The sequence below is a fragment of the Methanobacterium sp. BRmetb2 genome, from assembly GCA_003491285.1.
Classification (GTDB): domain Archaea; phylum Methanobacteriota; class Methanobacteria; order Methanobacteriales; family Methanobacteriaceae; genus UBA117.
Window position 1 is genome coordinate 1525710 of the sequence record CP022705.1, and the last position, 22569, is coordinate 1548278.

19 protein-coding genes are annotated in these 22569 nt (G+C 34.5%); 13 read left to right on the plus strand and 6 right to left on the minus strand.

The features are described from left to right. The 3 genes from CIT01_07610 to CIT01_07620 all read right to left on the minus strand — a co-directional run bounded on the left by CIT01_07610 (position 1) and on the right by CIT01_07620 (position 4706). Positions 1-528: a YfcE family phosphodiesterase gene (locus CIT01_07610; protein AXV38070.1), complete on the minus strand. Its 528-nt coding sequence runs from the start codon at positions 526-528 to the stop codon at positions 1-3. Positions 529-641: 113 nt separating this feature from the next. Further along, complete coding sequence (locus tag CIT01_07615; GenBank protein AXV38071.1) at positions 642-3758, minus strand: hypothetical protein; 3117 nt, start codon at positions 3756-3758, stop codon at positions 642-644. A gap of 96 nt (positions 3759-3854) precedes the next feature. Then, a complete protein-coding gene (locus tag CIT01_07620; GenBank protein AXV38072.1) occupies positions 3855-4706 on the minus strand; it encodes a hypothetical protein in 852 nt (283 codons plus the stop codon). A gap of 370 nt (positions 4707-5076) precedes the next feature. On the opposite strand from CIT01_07620, the gene CIT01_07625 reads away from it, so the two are divergent. The 8 genes from CIT01_07625 to CIT01_07660 all read left to right on the plus strand — a co-directional run bounded on the left by CIT01_07625 (position 5077) and on the right by CIT01_07660 (position 14786). After that, positions 5077-5595: a hypothetical protein gene (locus CIT01_07625; GenBank protein AXV38073.1), complete on the plus strand. Its 519-nt coding sequence runs from the start codon at positions 5077-5079 to the stop codon at positions 5593-5595. A 276-nt stretch (positions 5596-5871) separates the two neighbouring features. Then, complete coding sequence (locus tag CIT01_07630) at positions 5872-6471, plus strand: hypothetical protein (GenBank protein ID AXV38074.1); 600 nt, start codon at positions 5872-5874, stop codon at positions 6469-6471. A 126-nt stretch (positions 6472-6597) separates the two neighbouring features. After that, on the plus strand, positions 6598-7467 hold the full coding sequence (locus CIT01_07635) for a sulfurtransferase (protein AXV38075.1): 870 nt from the start codon (positions 6598-6600) through the stop codon (positions 7465-7467). Between the two features lie 207 nt (positions 7468-7674). Beyond that, the gene (locus CIT01_07640; protein ID AXV38076.1) at positions 7675-7878 is read left to right on the plus strand and encodes a hypothetical protein; all 204 of its coding nucleotides are present in this window, start codon (positions 7675-7677) and stop codon (positions 7876-7878) included. Between the two features lie 280 nt (positions 7879-8158). Beyond that, complete coding sequence (locus tag CIT01_07645) at positions 8159-11494, plus strand: hypothetical protein (protein AXV38077.1); 3336 nt, start codon at positions 8159-8161, stop codon at positions 11492-11494. A gap of 268 nt (positions 11495-11762) precedes the next feature. Then, a complete protein-coding gene (locus tag CIT01_07650; GenBank protein ID AXV38078.1) occupies positions 11763-12116 on the plus strand; it encodes a transcriptional regulator in 354 nt (117 codons plus the stop codon). Continuing rightward, positions 12103-14049, plus strand: a complete 1947-nt coding sequence (locus CIT01_07655; GenBank protein AXV38079.1) for a heavy metal translocating P-type ATPase — start codon at positions 12103-12105, stop codon at positions 14047-14049. The genes CIT01_07650 and CIT01_07655 overlap by 14 nt, the downstream gene beginning before the upstream one ends. 128 nt (positions 14050-14177) lie before the next feature. Next, positions 14178-14786: a hypothetical protein gene (locus tag CIT01_07660; GenBank protein ID AXV38080.1), complete on the plus strand. Its 609-nt coding sequence runs from the start codon at positions 14178-14180 to the stop codon at positions 14784-14786. A gap of 5 nt (positions 14787-14791) precedes the next feature. On the opposite strand, the gene CIT01_07665 is transcribed toward CIT01_07660, so the two are convergent. After that, on the minus strand, positions 14792-15364 hold the full coding sequence (locus tag CIT01_07665) for a hypothetical protein (GenBank protein AXV38081.1): 573 nt from the start codon (positions 15362-15364) through the stop codon (positions 14792-14794). A 487-nt stretch (positions 15365-15851) separates the two neighbouring features. On the opposite strand from CIT01_07665, the gene CIT01_07670 reads away from it, so the two are divergent. The 4 genes from CIT01_07670 to CIT01_07685 all read left to right on the plus strand — a co-directional run bounded on the left by CIT01_07670 (position 15852) and on the right by CIT01_07685 (position 19746). Then, on the plus strand, positions 15852-16181 hold the full coding sequence (locus tag CIT01_07670) for a hypothetical protein (GenBank protein AXV38082.1): 330 nt from the start codon (positions 15852-15854) through the stop codon (positions 16179-16181). Position 16182: 1 nt separating this feature from the next. Beyond that, complete coding sequence (locus CIT01_07675; protein ID AXV38083.1) at positions 16183-16959, plus strand: GNAT family N-acetyltransferase; 777 nt, start codon at positions 16183-16185, stop codon at positions 16957-16959. A 216-nt stretch (positions 16960-17175) separates the two neighbouring features. Next, on the plus strand, positions 17176-17646 hold the full coding sequence (locus tag CIT01_07680) for a hypothetical protein (GenBank protein AXV38084.1): 471 nt from the start codon (positions 17176-17178) through the stop codon (positions 17644-17646). Beyond that, positions 17647-19746, plus strand: coding sequence for a hypothetical protein (locus tag CIT01_07685; GenBank protein AXV38085.1), 2100 nt, complete (start codon positions 17647-17649; stop codon positions 19744-19746). It begins immediately after the preceding gene. A gap of 302 nt (positions 19747-20048) precedes the next feature. On the opposite strand, the gene CIT01_07690 is transcribed toward CIT01_07685, so the two are convergent. Further along, complete coding sequence (locus CIT01_07690; GenBank protein ID AXV38761.1) at positions 20049-20411, minus strand: hypothetical protein; 363 nt, start codon at positions 20409-20411, stop codon at positions 20049-20051. Further along, positions 20339-20551 carry a hypothetical protein gene (locus tag CIT01_07695; protein AXV38086.1) on the minus strand — a complete coding sequence of 71 codons (213 nt, stop codon included), beginning with the start codon at positions 20549-20551 and terminating at the stop codon, positions 20339-20341. Before CIT01_07695 ends, CIT01_07690 begins: the two co-directional genes overlap by 73 nt. A 567-nt stretch (positions 20552-21118) precedes the next feature. Here CIT01_07695 and CIT01_07700 point away from each other — a divergent pair. Beyond that, complete coding sequence (locus tag CIT01_07700) at positions 21119-22549, plus strand: MATE family efflux transporter (GenBank protein AXV38087.1); 1431 nt, start codon at positions 21119-21121, stop codon at positions 22547-22549. Positions 22550-22569 lie beyond the last annotated feature (20 nt).

Consider the following 22569-nt stretch of genomic DNA (forward strand, 5'->3'; position numbering starts at 1 on the left):
CTATAAACCTCTTTTTTGAAAATTAAGAGCTTTACATGTAGGCTCTCCAATTTTTTTAATCTCTGCCTTTAATTCACCTTCCTCAACAGTTATTAACATTAATGAAGGGTCTGATAACCGGGGAGCGGTGGGGCTGCCGGGATTTAATAAAATCACATCTTCCAACTCTTCAATAAAAGCCCAGTGTGTATGGCCAGAGATGAGTATTTCTACGTCCATTTCCTGGGCAATATATTTTAATTGCTGAGTGTCACCTCGTGGATATATTTCTCCATGATCTAAACCAATTTTTATTCCTTCAACTTCAATGACCTCTCTTTTTGGAAGTTTTATACCATATGCTCGGTCCATATTTCCTTGAACACATTTTGTAGGGGCAATCTCCTCTAATTCGTCTAATACATGGGTACTGGTAAGATCACCTGCATGTAATATCATTTCCACATCAGTGAAAACTTCAAATACTGCCGATGGGATTTTTGCGCATCGGTCAGGTATGTGAGTGTCAGATATAACGCCTATTAACATAATAATCTCCTTTTAAAAACAGGGAATATAATCTATAAATTGAATTATACTTTTAAAAATTAATTCCTAAAATATATATCCAAATAATCAGTTAAATCATTGATCCTAAATATTTAAATAATCTGTTCATACTTCAATTCTCTAAAACGTAATCTAAATACAGTGTAAGGTTCTTTTTCTATAGTTAATTCACCTTCTAACTGTTTTACAAGGGATTTTATCAATTCCATACCTAACGTTTTTGTATTTTTTAAGTCGAAACCTTTTGGAAAACCTACTCCATTGTCTTTTATTGTTAATTCATATTCTTTGTTGACGGGATATAGGCTAATTTCTATTAAACCACGCAGGTCATTTGGAAATGCGTGTTTAATACAGTTTGTTACCATTTCATTTAGTATAAGGCCAACTGGAATAGCAGTATTAATATTAAGTTTTATATTTTCTACATTTATTATAACTTTAATCCTATTGGTATCAACCAGGTAGGAGGCCAATATTTCAGATGTTAAACTTTGGATATATTCCTTAAAGTTGATTCCTGAAAAGTCTTCAGATTGGTACAGTTTTTCATGGACAATGGCCATGGATTTCACCCGGTTTTTACTTTCATTGAATATTTCACAGGTGGGGCCGTCACAGTACTCTCCTTGCAGATTCAATAGACTGGAGATAATCTGCATATTATTCTTCACCCGGTGATGGACTTCCTTTAGAAGAACATCTTTTTCTTTTAAAGAGTTAATGATTTGACTTTCATATTCCTTTCTTTGTGATATATCTCTAAAAACACTCTGAACAGCATTTTTACCGTTGTAAACAAATCCAGTTCCTACAACTTCCACATCAATGGGGGTCCCATCAATTTTTAAAAATTTTTGTTCGACTAATGGAACAATGTTTTGATTGTTAGAAACCTTTTTTATTCTATCCTCAACTAAATCGTGATAATCCGGATGAATAAAGTTAAAGAGTGGTCTTCCAATAATTTCTTCTTTAACAGTACCTAATATCCTGGCTCCAGTATCATTAATGGAAATGATTTTACCGTCACTATGTATTAGGACTGCGTCAAATGATTGTTTGAGTAAGCGCCGGTATCTTTCTTCACTTTCTTGAAGTGCCATTTCCGCATTTTTACGTGGAGTTATATCTTCAAGTGTTTCCATTGCACCAATAACTATTCCATCGGCATCTTTAATGGGAGCTGCAGTAAAATAAAGCCATTTACCTTTTTTATCTAATTGGGGAAAGAAGTCGGTGGAGTTATAAGCATCTTCTGCAAACTTTGATCTGGAATATTTACCTTTATACCACTTAGATAGCTCTTCAATATCTCCATCAATTAATAAATCAGCCATAACCGGTCTTTTATTATCATAAAATGCGGTCCATTGATTATCAGTGCCAACTATATCTTCTGCCTTAATTTTAGTATATTTTTCCACAGCTTTGTTCCAGTAAATTACTTTATGATTCTGGTCAATGACAAAGGTAGGAATAGGTGAACCTTGTAAAACTGCATTTAAACGTCTTTCACTTTCTTGAAGAACTTTTTCAACGTTTTTTTGTTCTGTAATATCTTCAAAAATAGTTACAAATTTATTTAAACTAGGAGAAAAAACAGATATAGCAAAATATTTGTTAAAAGGAGCATAATAAGTTTCAAATGTTTTAGAATGGCCAGTTTCTGTAACTTCGCTATAAATATTAATATAAGGGGGTTTTCCGGAACTATAAATTTCTGATGCACGTTTTCCTATCACATCATCTTTTTTAAGATTTAAGATCTGTTCATAAGCGGGATTTACATCTAATATTTCATAATCAATTGCTTTTCCTTCTTCATTGTAAATTATCTGATGAAACGCCATTCCTTCGTTTATAGTAGAATATAGGGATCGATATTTTTCGTCGCTGGTTTTAAGTTTTTCAAAGGCCAATTTGTTCTCGGAGATATCAGTAAACATGGCAAAGGATCCATTAAAATTTCCTTCTTTATCGGTCAATGCTGTGGCCGAAATGAGCAACCACACAGTTTTTCCATTCTTATGACGGAATTTCCTTTCATACTGTTGAGATAAACCATTTTTACGCATATTCATTCTATCATAATGGTCTTTTAAGTCTTCTTCAAAAATGAAATAATCCACTGGTTTGTTTATAATCTCTTCTGCGGTGTAACCAAGGAGTTCACACATCTTTTTATTGACAAAAGTTGTAGTAAAATTTTTATCCATAGCCATAATGCCTTCATTGGCAGTTTCCACAATACATCTGTACTTTTCTTCGCTCTTTTTAAGATTTTTTTTAATCTTTTCTCTTTCTAATCGGCTCCGAATAACGTTTATACCATAAACAACATCATTTGCCAGTTCATTTAATAATGCAACTTCTTCAATATCAAATCTATTTTTTTTCGATGAATAGATGTTCATGGAGCCAATAATCTTCTCTTCTAAAATAAGAGGGATACTTATTAGTGAGTTATAACCTTTTTCCAGGGCATAACTAACCCATTCTAGTCCAGGTGATTCTAGGGTTATATCTTGACATAATGTAATTTCACGATTTTTAATGTTAGATACAGCAGGATAACTTTCATATAATTGATCTGACAGATTTAAATCAATAGATTCATCATAAAATTCTTGATTTGGATACTTGGCTACTGTAACTAATTTATTTTTATCTTTTTCGTCAATAAAATTAATCCATGTTAGTTTATAGTTTCCTTCAGTTGCAATGATTTCACAAATTCTCTTTCGAAGTTTATCTTCGTCATTGGCGCGGATTATTTCTTGATTACAGTCGCTCAATACTCTAAGTGACTGGTTTAGCCTTTTTAATTTACTTTCGGTGGTATGTTTAAAAAGGGCCATTTCTATTGTAAATTTTAAGTCCTTGTCATCAATTGGTTTTAAAATATATCCAAAGGGATCTGTTTCTTGGGCACGATTTAATGTGTTTTCATCTGAATGGGCAGTAATATAAATTATGGGGATGTCTAATGATTTTTTAATTTTTTTAAAGGCTTTAATGCCATCTAAATCGCCTTTTAAAACAATATCCATTAAAATAAGATCAGGTTCCAGTTCTAAAGCCGTTTCCACAGCCTTTTTACCAGTGTCTACTGTGGCTGAAATTTCATAACCCCAATGCATCAATTTTCTTTTTAGCTCCAGGGCGGTTATGCTTTCATCTTCCACAATTAAAACCTTTTTTGGCATTTTATCGCCTGTAATGTAGAATTAATACTACACATTTTTAATACAATCTACTTATTATATTATTTTAATTAATTCATTAAATGTTTTCATTATTTTCTATTTTATTTTCACAAGTTTGATGTCTTGCTTTGGATCTCCATCAAAAATTAGGGGGTGTTGAGAATCCCCAAAGTAATCACAATTTTGGATGGTTAAAGATTGAGCATATGCAAATGCTTCTTCAATAGAAATCCATCCATCATTGTTTTTGTCTGTTTCTTTTTCATTAAATGCTTCCAGTAAAAAATAGGTAAAAACACCTCCGCCAAGTTTTTCATCACCAACAGATGATTCATTAGCCTGGCATGATGCCAGTATCACATATTTTTTGGAGGAGGGGTTGTTGGTTGTTAAATCTTCAATCATACCTCCACTGTTACAGGAATCAAATATGAAAACTAAATTTTTGGCATCTATTTCCTTTACCAGTAATTGAAATTCGGAACCTCGCAGCGAATTTTTATAATCATAAGTATCGTCATAGGGGCAGATAATATACTCAAAATCAGCATTTCCACTTTTATTAGTTTTAACACGGTCGCCATGTCCACTATAATACATAATAAATAGATCATTGGAGGAAGTTATTTGTGAGTAGTTTTTAAGATCATTTGTTATCTGAACACTTTTCGCGCCAGAATCTACTCTTAAATGAGTATTATTAGTTTTAAAACCTGCTGATTTTTCTAAAAACGCTTTAAAATTAATTGCATCACTTGATCCTAATGTGAGTTCCTGATTATCCTCTTGATACTGGGAGATACCTACAAGATAAGCATATTTCTCTGATGGTTTGGTTAGCTCAACGTAAATTTCCTGGGGGGAATGATCTAAGGTGAATATTCCAACTACGCCTAATATTAAAATTAGAATAAAAAAAATAAGTATAATCTTCACATTTTTAGACAAATACTACACCTTATCCTTTTTTTGAACATTTAATTTAATTTTTTTCCAAACTATCTTATGTTCTATTTATGTAAGCGTCTCATTATAACTTTTTCCATAGAACTATGATTTAAATATATGATTAAATCTTTTAGTTGGTTAATAATAAAATCAAGTACATATATGATATTTAAATATAGTTTAAGAAAATATAATTTATTATTTATTTATTGTGTTCTTTTAAGATATTTAAAAACATAATTGGAGTAATTAATTATTGAATCTTATTTAATTAAGAATAAAATTTAACTGATCGATTCTTAAGAGAATAGTTAAAAACATATATCCTCATTTATAAAAATAATATTAAGATTACTAGGGGAGTGATTAATTGGAAAAAGAAGATTTAATTCTACCAGGTATATTGATACTAATATTTCTGATATTAATCGTTGCAATTTTTTCTTTCGCAGGAAATAGTACTTTCCAGACAGGGAAGGTTTATTTTGAATATCCAAATAACTGGGCACAAGAACAGGTAATTGGAAATTTCAGTAACAGCTCAATTTATTCTCAAGTAACACTGACAGCTAATTTTAACAACAATGCAGGTCAGACTCAAACTGCATACATCCTATTGATAATGCAGAAAAGGACTGAAGGAGTGCTTAATATACCCAGTTCAAGTTCTATTCTAATGAATACCACCAACTCTACTGTGGCTTCGGTGGACTTAGGAAATTTCCAGGCCAGCCAGATAGGTAACTATGGCAATGATGTGGCACAGAAAATGACCATAATTGAAACCAGCGACCACTATTATGTTGTGGAGTATGTATGTCCTTCATTTGCACTTAATCAGACAGAAGATGCGTACAACATGATTTTAAAAAGCATTAGGATCTCGTGATCCTAACTTTTTTAAATATTACTTTTTTTTACAGATTTTTTTTTAATGAGTAATTAGAAAATTTAAAATAGAAATAAAATGTTTCATTAGGAAAATTTAACAACCTTAAGGTTCCAATCAAGTTTTTAAACCATTCTGGTTTAACATTAATTTTAGATATCTTTAAATATGCGTACTTACTACACTATACTACTTCAGAATATATTAGAAATCTGATCTTGATTTTAACATAAAAAATCTTAAAACCTTTAAAATTAATCTAATACAGAGATTTTCATGAAAAACGCTATAAAACTGCTTATTTTATTTGGGATGATAATATTAACCCAGGCCAGCCCGGCACAAGCATGGTCAACCAGTACTCATCATGATATTGCCCGTCAAATTTATTATTCTTTTCCAACCGATGTTCAGCAAAATTTAAATTTAGATGTTATGATAGATGGTTCTGATGATCCTGATCTAAAATTTATGGATTTTAAGTATCATCACTATCCGGCCACAACAATTAAATCAGAATACTGGTTAAATAAGGGTGAAAACTATTATAACAAGGGTGATTACCAAAAAGCAAGTTATTGCTTTGGCGTGGCATCCCATTATATTTCGGATAGTTACTGCGCCCCCCATTGTGTCAAGGATGAGAAAGATGTGCTAAAAATTAATCATTCTATCTATGAATTAAGGGCCATGTTCCTAAAACCTCAAATTAGTTATATGGAAGGTAATTTTATTGACAGAATGAGTAAAGGTAAGTCTTCTGGTGAAGAAGATTGGGATGAATGGAACAGATCTGGCGACAACATATTAATTCAAACGGATTTAAACCATGCTGCCAGTGCAGCTTACTCTGAAATTGCAAATAGAATCAACTAATTTTTCCATTTTACTTAACTTAATTGTAATTTTCATCCCCTAATTATTATTTTAAATATTTTCAGAAGAATTATATCAAATTAAGATCATAATTTAACTATATATTAAAAAAGAGGGGGTAATATTATGGATAAATATCCATATTCCAAAGTTGATGGTAAGGTTAAATGGGTTTCCACCGAGTGGTTAGAAAATAACCTTGAGGGGGATTTGATGATCATGGACTGCCAGCCCAATGTCCATGATTATATAAAGGAACATATTCCTGGGGCTTTTTATTTAAATGAAGGTCTTTTTAGGCAAACATTGGGGAATGCACCAGCCATGTATATACCTGCAGAAGCAGTTCAGGCTATATTTCGAAGACAAGGTATCAATAAAGATGTTCCAACTGTAGTTTATACTGGTGTCGGTCCGGTAAAGAGTTGGGGTGATGGACTGGAACAGACCATGGTTGCTTATTCACTTGTGAGATTTGGACACGAAAATGTATATGTCCTTGATGGTGGAATAGAAAAGTGGAAAAATGAGGGGAGAGATTTAAACCAAATATTTCCCACAGCAGAAGAATCAAATTTCACAGTGGACGTAATGGAAAATTATTTCATTGAATATGATGAATTTAAGACTATAAAAGATGAAGAGGATGTTATAGTTTTAGATGCCCGACCAGCACCAATGTATGAAGGTCAGGGACCATGGATAAAGCCCGGTCATATTCCGGGAGCAGTTAATCTGCCATGGGCCATTTTAATGGATCCTGGAAACACTCGATTGCTAAAAAATAAAGAAGAAATTAAATCAATAGTGGAAGAAAAGGGAGCAACTCCTGATAAAACCATAATATGTTCTTGTGGAACTGGAAGAGAAGCCACTAACGAGTTTATACTATTTAAATGGTTTTTAGGATATCCAAAAGTTAGGATCTATGAGGGATCATTTACTGAGTGGACTCAAAGGGATGATAATCCAACGGTTACCGGTCCAAATCCCTAGAAAATAATGTATAACTCTCTTTATTTTTTTATTTAAATTTAAAATAATTATTATTTATTGAATACATAAAATAGGATATTAAAACTATTTTAAATTGGCTTTATACTCATGTTTATGTAACGACTATTTACACTACTTTAATATATTAAATAGAACTTAACTTTAACATCATTTTAGTAAATATAATTTAATTTAGGAGTTGATAATTTGAGTAATTTAAAAGCATGCATGGGAATTTTCACTAAAGAAGGAGTTATAGTGGAGGATCCTGAACTTTTTAATGATAAAGAGTTTGTTGTTGTGTTATCTGGTGATAGCTTTCTGGAGTATCTTAAAAAAGTAGAAGGTGATTTTACTATTAAAGATACTATTCTAGAATCTAAAGAATTTACCGATACAGAATATTATTAATTGAAAAATAATACTTTTTTTAAATTTACAATTTTTTATTTTAATTCCTATTTTATGTCTTTTTTTGTTCTATTTTTAAAGCTAGAACATATTGAAAGTAGGTGTATCATCTCTTTTAGTATTATTTGCTATAAATCTCTGTGAATATTGTCACAAACAACGATAGGTTTATTAAATACTTTTCACAATAAAATAGTATTGTTTAAAAAGAATTAAACTTTTTTTTAACAATTAAAAAAGCATTTAAAAGCATAATGGAGGTGAAAAACTGAAAAAAAACATGCAAAAAAATTTAACACTCATAACACTCACACTCATATTTTCAATAATTGCCATGGGTGCTGTGGCAGCAGAATCACCAGATGATGTTATCACAAATAACACCTCAGATCAAACAGTCCAAAACATTACCAACAACACCACTTCAAATGCACCTGATCCTGAAGTATGGAGGGATGGAATTTTGATCTATTCAACAACCATTTCCATACAGGATGCTATGGATCATGCTCAAAATGGTGACACTATCCGATTAGAAAATGGCCAAACCTTTTATGAAAATCTGGTCATAAACAAGAACTTAACTTTTGAAGTCATGAACGGAGGAATAGCAACCATTGATGGTAGTGGTACTGGCAGAGTAATCCACATTCTTCCAGGAGTTACAGCTTACTTCTATAACATTACATTCCAGAATGGACATGCTCCTGATGGAACATTATTATCACCTGACGGTAAAAATGGAGGAGGTATCTTGAACGAAGGTACACTCTACCTGATAAACTGTGTTGTAAGAAACAACACTGCCGGAGACGGTGGTTCAATAACCTATGGAGGTATTGGGGGTTCTGGTGGTGGTATTTACAGTACCGGTATATTAAACCTGACTAATACTCTTGTTTATAATAACTGGGCCGGAAATGGAAGTGATGGTGTAACAGTAACCCATTCAGATGGTTTCCATGGTGGACATGGTGGTGGTATTTACAGCACTGGACAGCTAAACATAGAAAACAGTGCAATGCACAATAACCATGCTGGAGACGGTGGTAATGGTGTGGTCCTGGGTGAAGGTGGTTCTGGTGGTTCTGGTGGTGCTATTTATACTACTGGAACATTAACCATAACCAACACTCAGATTTACGATAACTATGCTGGAAACGCCGGCAAAGGTGGTATTGAAATAATCATCGGTGGAACCGGAGGCTCTGGTGGTAATGGAGGAGCAATTTATAACAGCGGAAATGCCAATATAGAATGTTCTGAAATCTATTCCAACACAGCTGGTGATGGAGGAACCGGAGCTGCTGCGGCTGACGGTAATTTAATCCACAAAACAGGTTATGACGGACACCAGGGTGGTCCTGGCGGAAACGGCGGTGCCATCTACAACCAAGGAACTTTATCGCTACTTGAAACTGATATTTACTCCAACACTGCTGGAAACGGTGGTGCTGGTGGTGCTGGTGGCGATGGTCGTGACAGAGACGGCTTAGGCTCTGGTGGTGCTGGTGGTGCTGGTGGAATCGGCGGTACTGGTGGTGCTGGTGCAGCTATTTACAACACTGGAACTGGTACTTTCACACTCACTGACTGTTCAATCACTCAAAACACTGCTGGAAACGGTGGTATGGGTGGTACAGGAGGTCAAGGTGGAAATGCTAGGAGCACAGGTCTGTTTTATAAAGGTTCAGCATACACCGGCGGTGCTGGCGGAATAGGTGGTGCTGGCGGTAACGGTGGAGCTATTTACTACAACAACGGCACCAACGGATCCATAACCAACTCAAACCTAATTGAAAACCAAGCCGGTAACGGCGGCCAAGGTGGTCAAGGTGGTCAAGGTGGTGCTAGCTCAGGATCATACAGTAACGGCAGTGGTGGTGCTGGCGGAATCGCTGGAAACGGCGGTAACGGCGGAGCCATTTACTATTGCAATGGAAGTTTGACAGTTGAGTCCAACAATCTTATTGATAACACAGCTGGTGATGGTGGACTTGGAGGGTCAGGTGGCCTACCAGGACCGGGAACTGGAAGTGGAACAATAGGTACAGATGGTCTTGACGGTTATTCCGGAACTGGTGGAGCATTTTACGCAGCCAATAACACATCTCTAAACTTCAACAGAATATTAGGAAACGATGCAGACGTGGTTGCGGCAGGTGGTGTAACTGTCCATGCAGAAAATAACTGGTGGGGATCAAATAATGAACCGGATAATAGAGTCTCTGCAGGAGTCGTGTACAGTCCCTGGATCATGCTTCGAATATTTGCCAACCCGGGAACAATACATTACCTAGATACTTCAGACATAGTCGCAGATTTAACCTGGAACACCTTTGATGGTGTCACTCCTTATGAACAGCCAACCGGAAATCACATACCTGACAAAACACCAGTAACCTTTGGAACTAATATTGGGGATATTAACCCCGAAGACACAGAGACCACCAGTGGAACAGCCGATTCAACCTTCACTGGTACAACAGTAGGTACAGCCACTGTTTCGGCTCAGGTAGATAATGAAATCCAAACTACCACTGTTGAAGTGGAAAAAGCGGATACTGTGATGACTGTGGATTCTGCTTCTGGTGTTTATTTGGGTAGTACTACTTTGTCTGCTACTTTAGTGGATGAGTATGGTAATCCGGTAGGTGGTGTGCAGGTTGATTTCTATGTGGATGGTGTTTGGGTTGGTTCAGACATTACTGATGGTAGTGGTTATGCTGAAGTGACTTACAGTCCAATCACTGTGAATCCTGCAAGTAATCCTCACATTATAACTGCTGAGTTTGCTGGTAACGACTACTACAATGAAAGCTCTGGAACGAACGACTTAAACGTTGAAAGAGCAACCACCCATATAACGGTTGACAATATCACTGGTAACAAGGGCCAGACTGTGAATTTAACTGCAACTCTAAAAGATCAATATGGAAACCTTTTAGCAGGAAGGACTATTAACTTCCTGGTTAATGGAATTAATGCTGGAAGCGCTGTTACAGATGTAAACGGTGTAGCCACTAAATCTTACTACATCAACTTGAACGGAGGTACGTACACCATTCAAGCTGACTTTGTAGGAGATGATTACTACCAATCATCAACTGGTACTGGTGCATTAAAAGTTTCCCAAGCTGATCTATATGTTAAAAGTTGGGCCAGTAAAAACAACCCCTATGTGGGAGAAACTATTACCCTAACTTTCAAGTTAGGTAACCGCGGTCCAGATACAGCAGAAAACGTTGTTTTCACCATGAAAATACCGGAAGGCATGCAATATGTCAGTTCAAATGTTGATATAGGTACTTTGACCTACAATGAATCAACCAGAACTATTACCTGGACTATTGGAGATGTACCTGTTGGAGATCCTTATCTCTACATGAAGGTAAAAGTCTTAAAATCCGGTACCTACATATTCAGACCACAGATTACAACCGACACTTACGACCCTACAATTGACAAAAACATTCAGAGTGTTGTGATTAATGCTCAATCTAAGCACCATGGTGGACATAAAGTGCCAATGCATAAAACTGGAGTGCCTATATGGAGTTTAATATTGGCTCTGGTCTTTGTAGCTGGCGGTTTAATAGTACCATTTAAAAAATAAACATCTTTTCTTTTTTCTTTTTTTAAAAGTGTAACCAATAGCCCTCCTTAAATTATTATTAATTTTTTACTAAATAGTAATACTCCTATAAATTTCCAGTAGTAGGTCTGGTTACTGTATTTAAAATATCTTAATAAAATAGTAATAATTCAGCACTGCGTTATGAACATGGCTGAAATTTTTTTCTATTTTCGATTTTGAATGAAAATTTTGAGAATTTTTATCAAAAAGAATAAGTTTATATATATTCAATTGAACAAGTATTCATATGAAAAATAGTGATGTTTGTGAAATAAGATGCATTCATGAAGAATCTGTAAAAGAAGTTAAAGCAAATATGCTAAAAGAAAGCCTCTTTCAGAAAATATCTGATGATTTTAAGACTTTAGGAGATAAGACAAGAATCAAAATTCTCTATGCTCTATCTAAAAAAGAACTGTGCGTATGTGATCTATCCGCCATTATGGAAATGACTGATTCGGCAATATCTCATCAACTTCGACTACTTCGAAAAAGCAACATGGTAAAATTCAGAAAAGAAGGAAAAATGGCCTACTACTCCCTGGTAGATGAACATGTACTTCAGTTAATTAAGATGGGGCATCAACATGCCGAAGAATAGAGACCAACATGTACAATCAGTATCCTGTGGATGTTCATCATGTGAGGGAATACTGGAAGAGAAACAGCAATCTTGGATGAAAAAACCACTAATAATCATAGCCATATCTACTATTTTAATGGTTTTAGGATTATATTTAGATTTTTTCACAGAAGAAAAATTATTAACAACAGTCCTATTTTTATTGGTAGTTGCAGTATCAGGTTACACTATCATAGCTAAGGGCATAAAATCTGTTTTAGAATTGAAGTTCAATATGAACTTTTTAATGACCATAGCTGCTGCAGGGGCATTTTTAATAGGTTCTGGTGCTGAAGGTGCCTCGGTATTGTTTTTATTTTTTATCGCCGAATTTTTGGAAGACTATGCTGGGGAACGGGCCCGCCAATCCATGTCATCCCTTTTAAAACTTGCTCCAGAAACTGCTACTTTAAAAAATGATGGTAAAAATGTGGAAGTTCACGTTCACATGGTAAAGGTAAATGATGTGGTCGTAGTAAAACCTGGCGATAAAATACCATTAGACGGGGAAGTAATTGGAGGATTTTCTTCAGTAAATCAAGCCACTATAACTGGGGAAAGCATTCCCGTAAGTAAATCAAGGGGAAGCACAGTTTTTGCAGGAACCATTAATGAGGATGGCTACATGGAGATAAAGGTCACCAGAGAATCTGATGAAACAGTTATATCTAAAATAATTCAACTGGTTAAAGAATCTCAGAAAAATAAATCCCCAACTGAAGCATTTATTGACAGATTTGCCAATTATTACACCCCTGCGGTCATATTACTGGCAGTGGCAGTTGCTATAATTCCCAGCTTAATTCTAGGATTATCATTTGATGAATGGTTTTACCGGGCGTTAACTCTGCTGGTGGTTTCCTGTCCCTGTGCCCTAGCCATATCCACCCCAGTGTCCATGGTTTCAGCAATAACTTCCGCTACCCGAAATGGGGTGCTAATTAAAGGAGGCCAATATATAGAAGAAATGAAAAATGTCGATGTGATGGTTTTTGATAAAACAGGCACATTAACTACCGGGATATTAGAAGTAACCGATGTTCGCCCCTGTGATGATTATAGTGCAAGAGAATTGCTGGAAATAGCTGCTTCTCTTGAATCAAAATCCAAACATCCACTGGCTAAACCAATAATTCGAAAAGCTGAAGAGGAAAAACTAAAGCTAAAATCAGTATCTCAATTTAAATCCATCACTGGCAGAGGAATCACAGGTAAAATTGAGGATAGGGTTTTTTATGTAGGTAAAGTTGAATTAATGGATGCGTATAATGATCTTATCATAAATGAATTAAATAAAATGGAAGAAGATGGAAAAACAGTGGTTTTGGTTGGAAGTCAAGATCAAATTATAGGTTTAATAGGGTTAATGGACAAAATCCGGGCAGATTCAGGTAAGGCCATTGCTAAGTTGAAAGATCGAGACATTAAAACTGTGATGTTAACTGGTGACAATGAAAAAACCGCAGGAATAGTTGGAACAAATATTGGACTTGATAAATATTATTCAAGTCTTTTGCCCGAAGATAAGGTTAAAATAATTGAAGAGTTATCTAAAGGAAAAGAACACATAGCAATGGTAGGGGATGGTGTAAATGATGCACCCGCACTGGCCAGATCAAATATTGGTATTGTCATGGGTGCAGATGGATCAGATGTAGCCATAGAAACAGCAGATGTGGCACTGATGAACGATGATCTGTCCCGACTGGAATATCTTATTAAACTAAGCCATAAAACCATGCAGGTAATTAAACAGAATGTTTCCATTTCTATATTAATTAAAACCTCATTTGCTGTAATGGCAGTTTTTGGTTTGCTAACTTTGTGGATGGCAGTAGCCATAGGCGATATGGGTTTGAGTTTACTGGTGATATTAAATGCTCTTAGAATAGCTAATAAAAATTTCTCATAATTTAGGAGGTTAACTTGATAAAGTTGATCCATTTATGGATTTTTTTAAATCAAAATATTAAACCAAGAAAAACATATAATAAAAATCAAATTTAAATTATATTATTACAATTAAGTTGTGGTGATAAAATGGCCAACTGGAAAATAGGAGAGGAATTTAAACCAGCAAAACAATTGAAAAGTTTATATTTTGTATATCTTGTTATAACTGTGATATTTGCAATTTTAGTATGGTTAATACCATTAGCAATATTTGTTCCCCCATTAATAACACTTGCCGTAGCTATTCCCATTTTAGTCATTCTTTTATTTGTTGTATATTGGATTTCCCGGTTCTACTCCACCATCCAGTATAAATTAGATGATGAAGAAGTAGAATGGAAAAGGGGAGTATGGTTTAGAAATACAGGTATTGTTCCCTATAATCGTATAACCAATGTGGACATTGCCCAGGGACCTATATCAAGGATGTTCAATATAGGATCTTTGAAGATCCAGACTGCAGGATATTCTAACCCTAATCAGGGCTGGGGAAACCCTTCAGAGATAACCATCGATGGTGTGGAAGAATTTGAGAAACTAAGACACATAATCATGGACAGGGTCCGCGGTAAAAAACCTATGGCTGTCCAGACCTTTGAAGAAACACCAGAACCAGCAAAAAGAGATTTAAATAACCAAATATTAGCAGAATTGGTGGAAATTAAGAAATTATTGATGAAAATTTCCGAGAAATGATTTAATTAGATTATAGGTATCCTATCTTCCCGGTACATCCGGGAAATCTTTTCAACTTTTTCCTCTAAGTTATATCCTTTAATTAATTTGAATATTAAGCTATCCAGAAATATCAGTGCATTTATCTCAAAATGGGAACCTAATGGTAAAATTTTTTCATCGGGGGATGTTTTAGATTTACCTCCTATGATTATATTCATATATACTTTTTCATGTTCTACTTTCTCTGCAGAGATCAATACGATTTTCACCTTATTTCGGCTGGATATTTCAAGAATATCCTGAACAATCTGGGTTTTTCCGGAACCAGAAATTACTATGAAAAGATCGTCTTTTTTCATAGGTGCGGTGGCTGATTCTCCGATCATATAAGCTCTAAATCCTAACTGCACTAAACGCATTACAAATGATTTACCAACAAATCCACTTCTACCTGCTCCGTAAACAAATATATTGCCTCTAGTGACGGTTCTTTTCATAATCTTGTCGTTTAACTCGTCACAGTCCTTATTCAAATTTCCTGTTTTTAGATCTTTCAACTCATTCTCAACAGATTCAATTACTTCTTTTAAATCCATTTTATACCCTCAGATTCTCTTTTTTACCCTTTTTAATTAAATAAGAAATTTATTTGGAATATTTAATAAAGAAGGGATTTATGGTTGGATATTATTATATATTTTAATATTTTAAATATATTTTATATTCTTTTCAAATGGAAATTTCAAGTATTTTTCAATCATTAAAAGCCTCAAAGGACTATTTTAATACTTTTTCAAATTATATCGTACTGTTTTATATGGACATTTTTCTGAAACATGTGCAGTGGAATTACAAAAAAATCGTTGAGGTTTATTTGTTCGTTATAGGGTAGTTTAACGCAATTCAAGAAAATATTTTCTCGTGATGAATAAGGATTATATTTTAAAAATCAATAAATTGATTTTTCTTGTATAGAGAGGCAATATTCTGTTTTTTTACTGGTCCATAGAACAAAATAACTATATAATTAATTTATAGATCATAACATTACAGTAGCCTTCTTAACAACAAAAGGTGACAAGTATGAATAAAAAAGTTGACGAATATATAAAAAAGCAAAAATCTCCTCAAAAGGAAATTTGTAATAAATTGAGGAAAATTATTTTCAAAACATATCCTGATATTAAAGAGGGGATGAAGTGGGGTGTCCCTTCTTATGATAAAGGTAAATATTATATCGTCGCTCTTAAAACCCATGTCAATTTAGGCTTCTCCATAGAAGGTTTGTCCAAAGAAGAAATTGCATTATTTCAGGGCAGCGGAAAAACAATGAGGAACATTGAAGTTTACTCGAAAAACGAAATAGACGAGAAACAAATTGTAAAACTTTTAAAACTAGTCCCGGGGAATTAATATGGACGATATACAAGTCATAGACCTAACTCCCGAAAATATTGCCGATTATGGTGTATGTGGATATAAAGATTTGAAAAAACATGTGGAGTTACGAAAAAAAATTGAGTGGTTCAAAGAATATTATCCAAAAGGATTGAGAATTAAGGTTGTAATCTCTAAAAAGGGTGGTTATCAGGGAATGCTAGAATACATTCCTGGAAAATATGCCCATCGTCCTGTTGATGCTGACGGATACATGTTCATTCACTGTATTTTCGTGGGATTTAGAAAAGAATTTAAAGGGAAAGGATTGGCTTCTTTGTTACTTGATGAATGTATAAAAGAGGCAAAAGATGAAAAAATGTTAGGAATTGCCGTAGTTACCAGAAAAGGCCCGTTCATGGTAGGTAATGACATATTCCTCAATAAAGGTTTTGAGGTTGTTGATAGTGCCGAACCTGATTTTTATTTGTTGGTTAGAAAGTTTGATGATAAATCAGAAAATCCAAAATTCAAATCAGATATGAAAAGTTATTTAAATGAATATAGCAAAGGATTGACTATTCTTCGTTCAGTACAATGCCCCTATACTGAAAAAAATGTTAATGCCATCATAGAATCGGCAAAAAGTAAATTTAACCTAAAAACCAATTTGATTGATTTAGAAGATGCAAAGGCTGTTCAAAATACTCCATGTGCTTTCGGATCATTCTGTCTTATTTATAATGGAAAAATATTAAGCTATCATCCAATAAGCAAGACTAGATTTGAAAATATAATGAAAAAGATAGTTTAATAACTATTCTTAAAATTAACCCTTAAATCTCTTTAGCTATCCAAATTAGAATAAAATTAAATTTGTTCTATTGATTAAATCCTATTTAATGATTAAAGACGGAAAATATTTATTGGAATCCTTCTTTACACTTTTTTTAAATATCTTAACTTTTTTAGAATATTTTATATATTACTTTATTCATATAGTTCAATAATTACTGAATAAAGTGAAACTATGAATTCTAAGAAACTGAAATTTATTGAAGAATTTGGTTTATTCTTTGAGAGGGGTACTAATTTCCCAAGAATTGCCGGTAAAATTTTTGGATATTTATTAATCTGCGATCCACCTGAACAAACACAAAAACAAATCGCCGAGTCTCTAAATATTTCCAAGGGTTCTGCAAGTACAATGATCAGAATGTTGGTTCAAACCCAGATAGTAAAAGAATTTACAAAACCTGGTGATCGCCCTTTATTCTATAAAATAAGAAAAGGTGGATGGGAAAAATTATTTTTAACCAAACTCAAGAATTTAGCAGTGGTCAGAAATTTATTGAATGAGGGCCGTTCAGCACTTGAAAATAAATCATCAGATTCTACTGATAGGATTGATGAGTTAGATAATCTTTACGCTTTTTTTGAGGAAGAATTACAATCAATAATCTCAAAATGGGAAAAATTGAATCAAGAAAGGAGGGATTAGATGAATAATAAAAAATCGACCAAACCCGGCATTATTGAATTATTAAAATATGCATTTAAAAATTTCAGAATTATTAAAGCAGCACGAACCAGGGATTCTATAAAAAATAAGTTATATCTGGTCAACATGGAGATTGGGCAATTAAATTATCATCATCCACTTTACATGCAGCGGGTTAGAGAATTTAATCAAGCATTTATTGAATATTATAAAGGGAGGTGGTATGCAACACAGGCTTCTCAAACCGGTTCCAAGGACGATTGGAAAAAATCATCAAAAGGCTTTAAACAGGCAGAAAAGCTCAGAAAAAAACTGTATGAATATCTACAAAAAGGAATTGATAAACCAATTGAATATGCTCCTTCAACATTAGAAAACAAAGGAACAGAAATTACCTATGCAGACGATGTACCTATGGTACCGGAAATAACCCCAATTATAATTATTCAAGGCTCCAATTACGATATGGGCTTTCAATACGCTAAACAATTAGTGGAGATATTTGGTCGGTGGATATTGGAAAGAAAAACAGGTAAAAATTTTTCAGGATCCGATTTAGAATTTTTAAGAAAATGGGAAGATCAACACAAAGAACATACACCCTGGTTAATTGACTTTTGTAAAGGCTGGTCTGATAGTGCCAGAGAATTAGGAATTAACATGACCTATGAAGAGGTTTTGAGTTTGTGGGTTGGAAATAAACCTCCTGCACAGGATTTTCTGGATACGGGAGGATTACCTGAAATACCTCCTCTTGCTTGTTCTGGTGTTGCTGCCTGGGGTGAGGCAACAAAAGACGGAAAATTAGTCACAGGTTCCACTGGGGACCATGAATTAGGTTATCAGGTGACAATTATTGGTTTTCCTGAAGAGGGAAATAACTTTATCTACAGTCCATTTGGAGCCACAGGAGAAATTCCTGGCGCTGGAGAGGTATATTTCTTTGGACATCCAGCCATGAATGATAAAGGATTAATATACGTTCATCACGGTGGCGGGCCGAAATTTTTAGAACCTAGAAAATATTGGGGATATGGTTTAAGGAGAGCTGCTTCAGTTATCCACTGTTTAAGATATTGCGATAATGCTAAACAGGCTAAAGAAATGGAACTTTCCTGGCCCATCGGAGATATTGGTTGGGGGGATCAGGCAACAGTGGGAGGATTCTATGCAGATGGTAGTTATACATATATCATTGAGGGGAGGAAAGAGCCGAAAGCAATTAGAGAATCTGGTATACTGGGTGAAAATGATTTTATTTATGCTAATAACAGTACCTGTCACCCTAAAGCAATAAAATCAGAGTGGATGAGTGAATATGAAGAGGAGTGGATGTGGGATGAGCACGGAGGATGGAGGCCCATAAAACCAGTGGGCATGACCAAGTCATTAAGTTTATTTTTTGCATATTTCACTGGTCGTTTAAATGAGGGTGATCTTTTAAAAAAAGGGATGATGTTTGCCTATACTAACAGTTGCGAGAGAAATAAGTATTTTTATGAAATGATGAGTCGAGGATGGGGTAATGTCGATTTAGATTTCATGAAGATGATCTACCAGAATGGGGGCACAATTCCTCAGGGTAAATGGGATAAAATAGTAAAAGAGTACACTAAAACGGGCAGGTGGGGTGAAATATCCACGGGCCATGCTTCCAACGCAATGACTGTGGTTACCAAACCTAGTGAAGGCATTTATTGTTTGTGCACAGGTCCAGCAAAAAGAGGTCTGGCACCCATGATGCCTACCAGCGCAATTCCTATTTACAATGAAACAAATGCATTCTGGGAAATTAAGTTAGATTCTTCCCCTAAGGCAGTCATGGAATATGCCCGGAATAAGGCAGTAAAAGATATTAAACTTTCTAAAGAGGAACTTCAAAAATTAGAAAAATCTGACCAGGCACGTGATTCTTTGTTAGAATTAATAGAAAGTGCTGAAACTCAATTTGAACAAGGTGAAAAAGTAATCAGATCAAATAACACTGTTTATGAGTTTTCAAAAGCAACAAGATGTTATATTCAGTCCCAGGTTAGATCAAGGCAGGTTATTAATGCTTTAGCTTCTCCACCATCAAGTATTGATACGCTGAAAACGTAAATCAATGTTTGGTTTCCATATCTGAAATATTCACTTCAACTATTTTTAAATTTAATTTTTAAATTATTTTAATACTCCTCTATCTAAATACTTTTTATTACAAGTCAAAATGTACTCAAACTAGCCTTTTCTTATATTATGCAGTGTAATTTTATATTTCTGGTCTTTCCCACAGTATGGGCATAACTTCATCTTTCTGCTCCACTAATTAGGGTATTTGGTAGTTTATCTCTCATTTTCCAGAAAATGAGAGCAAAAGCTAAAAGAACTCCAAGTAATAGTATTCCCGTTTCTCCTACCAGCTAGTGGCTTAAAGTTCCACGGGTTAAGGGAACAAACATGTTTCCTAAATAAAAATCATGACTGGCATGTAGAAGTACTGCTGGCCATAAACTCCCTGATTTCAGTCTGAACCAGGCGAGGATTATACTACTTCCCAGTATACCTAACGTAAAGATAGGTAATGAATACCATAATGGTGTTCCTGTAGTGTAAGAGCCGAATATTATGATGGGGAAGTGCCACAGAGCCCATATTGCTCCGCTAATTAAAACAACATAATTGAAAGTGGTAATTTTGGCTATTTGGGGAACTAAAAAACCTCTCCACTGATTTCTTCTTCCAATGCAAACATTATAGACAAAACGGTACCCATAACAATAAATACTATTATATTAGCTGGAATATTCCCTGTGAATACTCCAAGATCTAAAACCCAAAATATTCCATAGGCAATTGTAATATAGATTATGGGTATTGTGTAAGCGGCAATAAGATACTTTATTTTCCCAGGGTTTCCATCCAAATTCTTTTATACTCTTGAAAAATATGAAAGAAGTTATTATAGCAGCTATGGTTGGACACCACATTAATAGAAATGTATAAAGGCCTCCCATGGCATTTAATGATCCAAAGGATATTATGAAAAAATGGAAGATACTGCTTAATACAAAATTTAAAATTATGAAAGTAATGATGGCCTTTTTCACTATTGAAGGTGATTTACTGGCTTCATTGAATTTCATGTTAATAGTGAATATAGTTGTTATATATTATCTTCGGATTTAATTTTTGATAGGAATTTCAGGGATTCTGATTTATTGTACTAAAAACAAATTTATTGATATTACTATATGAATAAATTAGACGTACACTTCAAGTGTAAAAAATATCTCATATTATGAACATGTGGTTAGGGTTGTTGTGTGAGGAAATTAGAGGTACACTTCAAGTGTAAAAAATATCTTATAATAAGAACTTAAATAACTTAAACTTAATAATAAAAAGATATATAGACTTGTTTTAAAAGCATATATTAATTAAAGCAATTCAATAAATGTTAAAAAACAAAAATAATTGGTGTAATAATATAATGAGATCAGATAATTCCTCTAAAACTAATAATAAATCATTGAATCATAATATCACTGAAAGGATATCATTAATAACTGGGGATCCTAAAAAAGCAATTCGTAACTTATCTATTCCGATGATAATGTCCATGCTGCTTTTAATGGCCTATAACTTGGCTGATAGTATATGGGTAGCTGGTTTAGGTCCAGATAGTCTTGCGGCGTTAGGTTTTATAACTCCGGTCTTTATGATTGTAATTGGTCTTGGAAATGGCTTAGGGGCCGGCGCAGCATCATTAATAGCCCGGTGTATAGGTGCCAAAAATAAGAAAGGTGCAGATAATGCCGCCATGCACTCGGTATTGATTGCCCTGATTATCTCGGGTATCTTAACCGTCTTTACCATTATATTTCTCCAGGATATTTTAAGGGTAATTGGTGCGGGTTCCACTCTAAACTTAGCTCTTATATATGGACAAATTGTGTTTGGTGGATTAATCTTTTTAATAGTCTCCAGTGTTGCTTCAGGAATTCTTCGGGCTGAAGGAGATGTGAAAAGGGCCATGTATGCAATGGCTGCCACATCCATCCTAAACATGGTACTGGATCCTGTATTCATATACTACTTTAAATTAGGTATTGCTGGAGCAGCATGGGCCACCATATTATCCTCGGCCCTAGCAACATTTATCCTTCTTTATTGGATATTATTGAAAAGAGACACCTATGTATCATTCTCCAGAGAGGACTTTAAAGCCAGCTGGAATGTGGTTAAAGACATTTTAATGGTGGGAATGCCGGCCAGTGCAGAGTCTTTTGTTATGTCTGTACTGGGAATAGTTTTGAATATTATACTAGTTTTAACTGGTGGACCTGATGCAGTAGCCGTATATACTGCTGGCTGGAGAGTGGTTATGATAGCGTTGATTCCGGCCATTGGAATTGGTACGGCGGCAGTTACTGTTGGAGGAGCATCTTTTGGGGCTAAAAATTATGAAAATCTTTCTATCTCTCTTAATTACTCAGTTAAACTTGGTATTATAATTGGAGTGGTTACAAGTGTCATAACCTATATTTTCGCCACAAACATTGCAGTTATCTTCACCTATTCATCACAAAGTGCAGTACTAGCTTCTACTATCGATGATCTATTAAGGGTAATGTGCCTATTTTATGTGGTGGTCCCATTGGGGATAATGGCCAGCTCCATATTCCAGGCAGTAGGTAAAGGCATTACCTCCCTAATTTTAACTATTATTAGGGAAGTAGCTTTCATTTCCGTATTTTCATACCTTTTCGCCATGGTTTTAAATTTAGGGCCTCAAGGAGTTTGGTGGGGTATAGTGGTAGGAGGGCTTTGTGGTAGTCTCTTAGCTTATGGTTGGGCCTGGAAATATATTGATAGTTTAAAGAAAAATTATATTCCAGATATTGTTTCGGGTCATGAGTAATATTTAAAAAATTAGTCTAT